General features: G+C 41.4%; 4 protein-coding genes. All 4 read right to left on the reverse strand.

Translation table 11 applies throughout. The features are described from left to right. A partial coding sequence (locus AC1DND_RS23890; protein WP_477585068.1) for a DUF6443 domain-containing protein occupies window positions 1-991 on the reverse strand: 991 nt, incomplete at its 3' end. Next, the gene (locus AC1DND_RS23895; RefSeq protein ID WP_477585069.1) at window positions 982-2,184 is read right to left on the reverse strand and encodes a PPC domain-containing protein; all 1,203 of its coding nucleotides are present in this window, start codon (window positions 2,182-2,184) and stop codon (window positions 982-984) included. The genes AC1DND_RS23895 and AC1DND_RS23890, both read right to left, overlap by 10 nt. A gap of 28 nt (window positions 2,185-2,212) precedes the next feature. Next, entirely contained in the window at window positions 2,213-2,578 is a 366-nt protein-coding gene (locus tag AC1DND_RS23900) for a hypothetical protein (RefSeq protein WP_477585070.1), read from the reverse strand. A gap of 9 nt (window positions 2,579-2,587) precedes the next feature. Further along, a partial coding sequence (locus AC1DND_RS23905; RefSeq protein WP_477585071.1) for a hypothetical protein occupies window positions 2,588-3,881 on the reverse strand: 1,294 nt, incomplete at its 5' end.

Below are 3,881 nucleotides of genomic sequence, written 5' to 3' on the forward strand. Positions count from 1 at the left end.
GCTCTAGAGCGACCCCCAGAGAACTCGTCTCAAATATTGTTTTTGAGTAGGGGAATGGATTTGATGTGATGCCGGACGAGCCATTATTGTAAAAAAAAGACTGACCAACCCCTGGCAACAGCGCATTGCTACGGTAAGCACCGCCATTTGTACTTTCTGCATATGGAAGATATTTGAGTGCCTCTCGCCCATAAGCATCAAAGGCCATTGGAACGATCAAATCTTTTCCTGATGGACTTCCCATTACCTGCACGTTTTGTAGAGGTCTGCCAAGTGCATCGAAATAAGCGATGCTTGTTTGTATCCTATCTTTATCACAGCTGGCGGCCATAACCGAAGATCTTGTTGTGAAATTTTCCTCACGGGGTATGTAAGTAACCACATAATTTTGATCCAAACTTGGTTGAAGGCAACTTACTGCGGATACTACCTCTAAGCTGATAGTCGTTGTTAAAATTCCTGATGTGCCTGAAACAGTAATAGTATACACTGTCATCGGCGATGTATTTATTGGTATTCCTGAAATAACACCGGTAAGCGGATTAATCGCTAAACCGGAAGGGAGTGCCGGACTAATTGTGTAGCCACCCATTGTAATCTTTCTTATTCGGTTAGATGAATTTTCTGCAATGTATAAGTTTCCTTGCGTATCAATGCACAATCCATATGGTGAAGTGAAACGCGCAACATTGGTATCACCATCGTCAGATCCGGCAGAAGTGGTACCAGCTAGCGTAGTCACCACTCCAGCCTGAGTAATTTTTCGGATCATGTTATTCTGCTGATCGGCCACATAAACATTGCCGGAACCATCAACGGCAACACCGTTGGCATAATTGAAACTTGCCCCCGTACCCGCTCCGTTAGATGAACCGATTGAACCACTTCCCGCAAGGGTAGTAACATTACCCGAAGCGCTGATCTTTCTCACCATATGATTGAACCGGTCAGCTATATACAGATTTCCGGCTGCATCAAGTGCTAGCCCCATCGGGTAATTGAAAAAACTGCCGATGTGCCCTGTCCGTCTGCATAACCGGCATAGCCAGCCCCAGCCAAAGTGCTCACGGTTCCATTGGGCGAAATCTTCCGAATCATATGATTCCCTGCATCTGCGACATAAACATTTCCAGCCGCATCGGTGGCGGTAGAAATAGGATTATACAACCCTGCCCCACTGTTTGTAAAGGTTGATACGGTACTAGTGGCCGATATCGAGCCTCCCGTTACAGTTGGACTTAGGTTAACAGCCAATCCAACAGATTGTGTATTTGGGCTCGTGTAGCTGATTGACTGTCCGGAACTACTTCCGTTTACACTAATATTTGTAGTGATGCTRCCTGTATTCGTGCTGTATCCCTCAGAAACCACATAATAGGTTCCTGCCCCAAGGGTAGTCTGGATATAAGATTGAGAGCCCGGACAAGGGCCCGTTGTCCAACTATCATCACTGAAGGTGATCAAATTACCTGATTGGTCCAAAAGGTACATATAGGTATCAAAACTACTTCCACAGTGCGATAAGCTCACCGTCGCGGAATTTGTCAAAGTAAATCGGTAAAAGATATCATTGCTCATCTGTCCGTAGTTGTTTCCTAAACAGGCGTCAGCATTACTCCGTGTATCTGTGAAACTGCCCGATCCGGAAAAAATTCCGGCATTAATGGCATATGCCATACCTGCCCCCGATGAAGGACCGCTCCCATTGCCCATAATATCAACTGCGAGATTGATATTTCCTGTATAACTTCCGTACCCCTCAGTTACGATAAAATAAGTACCCGCCGAAAAAATTTGGCTAACGGAAGAACTTGTACCCGAACACAGCACACCATTATCATCATTATAGGCAACTTGATTACCATTCTGGTCAAGAATCCATAAATAAGTATCAAAACCTGAGCCACAAAGGGAAATATTAACATTGGTGGAAGCAGATAATGTAAATGTATACCAAATATCAGGACTTATGTTGCCATACGTGTTTGAATAGGGATAGGCATTGGAACGGTAATCATAAAAACTGGTATTACCACAGGCACCAACTGCAATCGGTATCGCATCGTACTGTCCCATACCACTTTGTCCAAAAGCGCCAAAAAATGGGAAAAGAAGCAAAAACGGTAAAATAATCCTGTATACCCATCTGCTGACAGGTTGTATAGTGTGAGATTTGGAATTCATCGGAGGTTAGTTTAGATAGGAACCATTACTAGTTATTTTGTTTTGGGTTATCCCGGACATCCCGCTCGGTGGTCGGTATAATCTTCTGCTGTTGTGCAGGGGTAAGTAAGCTGCGAAGCTTTCTGTTCTTATCTCTAATGAGCAATTGTATTTTTGCATGCCTGCCCGTTTCACTAAGGCTTGAATCTGCAATCACCAGGGATACGCCTTTCTTATAACTGCCCTGTATTGCAAGTACCTGTTCTGCTTTTGCTGAATCTATAAGTAAATTTTTGCTATAGTAAATCCGCTGTTCTTTTGATCTATTAATCTCGTTCTTCTCCTGAGCGGATAACTTTTGATTCAAGGCCGTTAAAAAGAACAATAACATTGTTAGGCAAATAGAAATTTTCATATCGAAGTATTAAAATTGTTTATAATGATAATCTAGACTTTTAGTTATATTTCCATTCTGATCTTTTGTATTCATCAGACGTTGAAATTCATCGTATTCAAAATATGTTGTCAAGCCCTTGGCATCTGTAGTGCTCAAAATGCCCACAAGTGGTTTATATACATAGCTCGAAATTTTGCTATTTGGCAGCGCATTGCGAAGTGTTGAAACCAAACCATCAATTGTTGCTTTATCTGGAGAAGAATTTAGTACCTGTGTGACAGTTGAGGTACCGCCCAACGCAACTTGCATAGCTGAATATGTCGCATTCTGTACTTCTAAAACTGGGTATCCACCATTGTACCCGTAAACGTATGCGGTGTTGATTCCACCCGGTTTACTTAAACTAATTAAGTTACCTTTTGCATCATATTCATTATAGCTGATCATTGGCTCCAATGGGCGTCCATATAACTGACTTTGAATTTGGGAGGGCTTTATCATAGTATTACTATTGAAAAAATCATACGAACTTTTTACTGTCGATCTGACCACCCCATCATAACTGACTTTCTCTTCGACTACCGGAGCGATATTATATTTCGTTGTCATAGACAAGTACGGCTCTACAGAAAAATCATAAGGATATAGATATTGAGTTGACTTAACATGGTTACTACTTGATACTCTTGTTTCCTTGGTCTTTTGTCTGTAAATAGGGTTATTGTATTCATAGGCAATATGAGTTATTACGCCTCGGTTATTTTCTGTTACACTATCTAATTTCGAATAAGTTGAAAAATTTTTATATTCATAGTAAAAGTAATACCCATCCTGAACAACAGTAAGAACCTTTATAGCTGGAATTGTATCCGTAACAAGAAATGAATAATGATAGTCTGAACTTTGTATCACATTGGAGCTCGCGTCATATATTTTTTTACTTAATAGGCTACCTCTTTTCCATGTTTCCTGTGGAAAAGGCCCCAGAGGCCAAAAGTCTCCAAGTCCGATTTGCCCCCAATAACCGAAATTATTTATAGTCTTCACTTCATGGGTGAGCGTTTCATTCGAGCCGCTTTCATTTTGATATTGGTAGGTGGTTACCCCGATTCCGTCTTCAATCTCATAGACAGTACCATAACCTACCGTAGGTCCTTCAAACAATCCAAAATCTTCCCTTCCAACCGGAGTGAGTTCTACGGCTGTTTTATAAGTATGGTAATATGGGCTTCCAATACCACTGATCAACAGACCTGGAAACATACTTATTGAACCTAGATCAGGACTATAATGTGTATATGTTAAAAACGGTGGAATATTG

This window comes from Pedobacter sp. 01N416, from assembly GCF_056399685.1.

Excerpts from the sequence above, each read along its gene's own strand:
- AC1DND_RS23900 (WP_477585070.1), bottom strand. The coding sequence starts at position 2,578 with ATGAAAATTTCTATTTGCCTAACAATGTTATTGTTCTTTTTAACGGCC.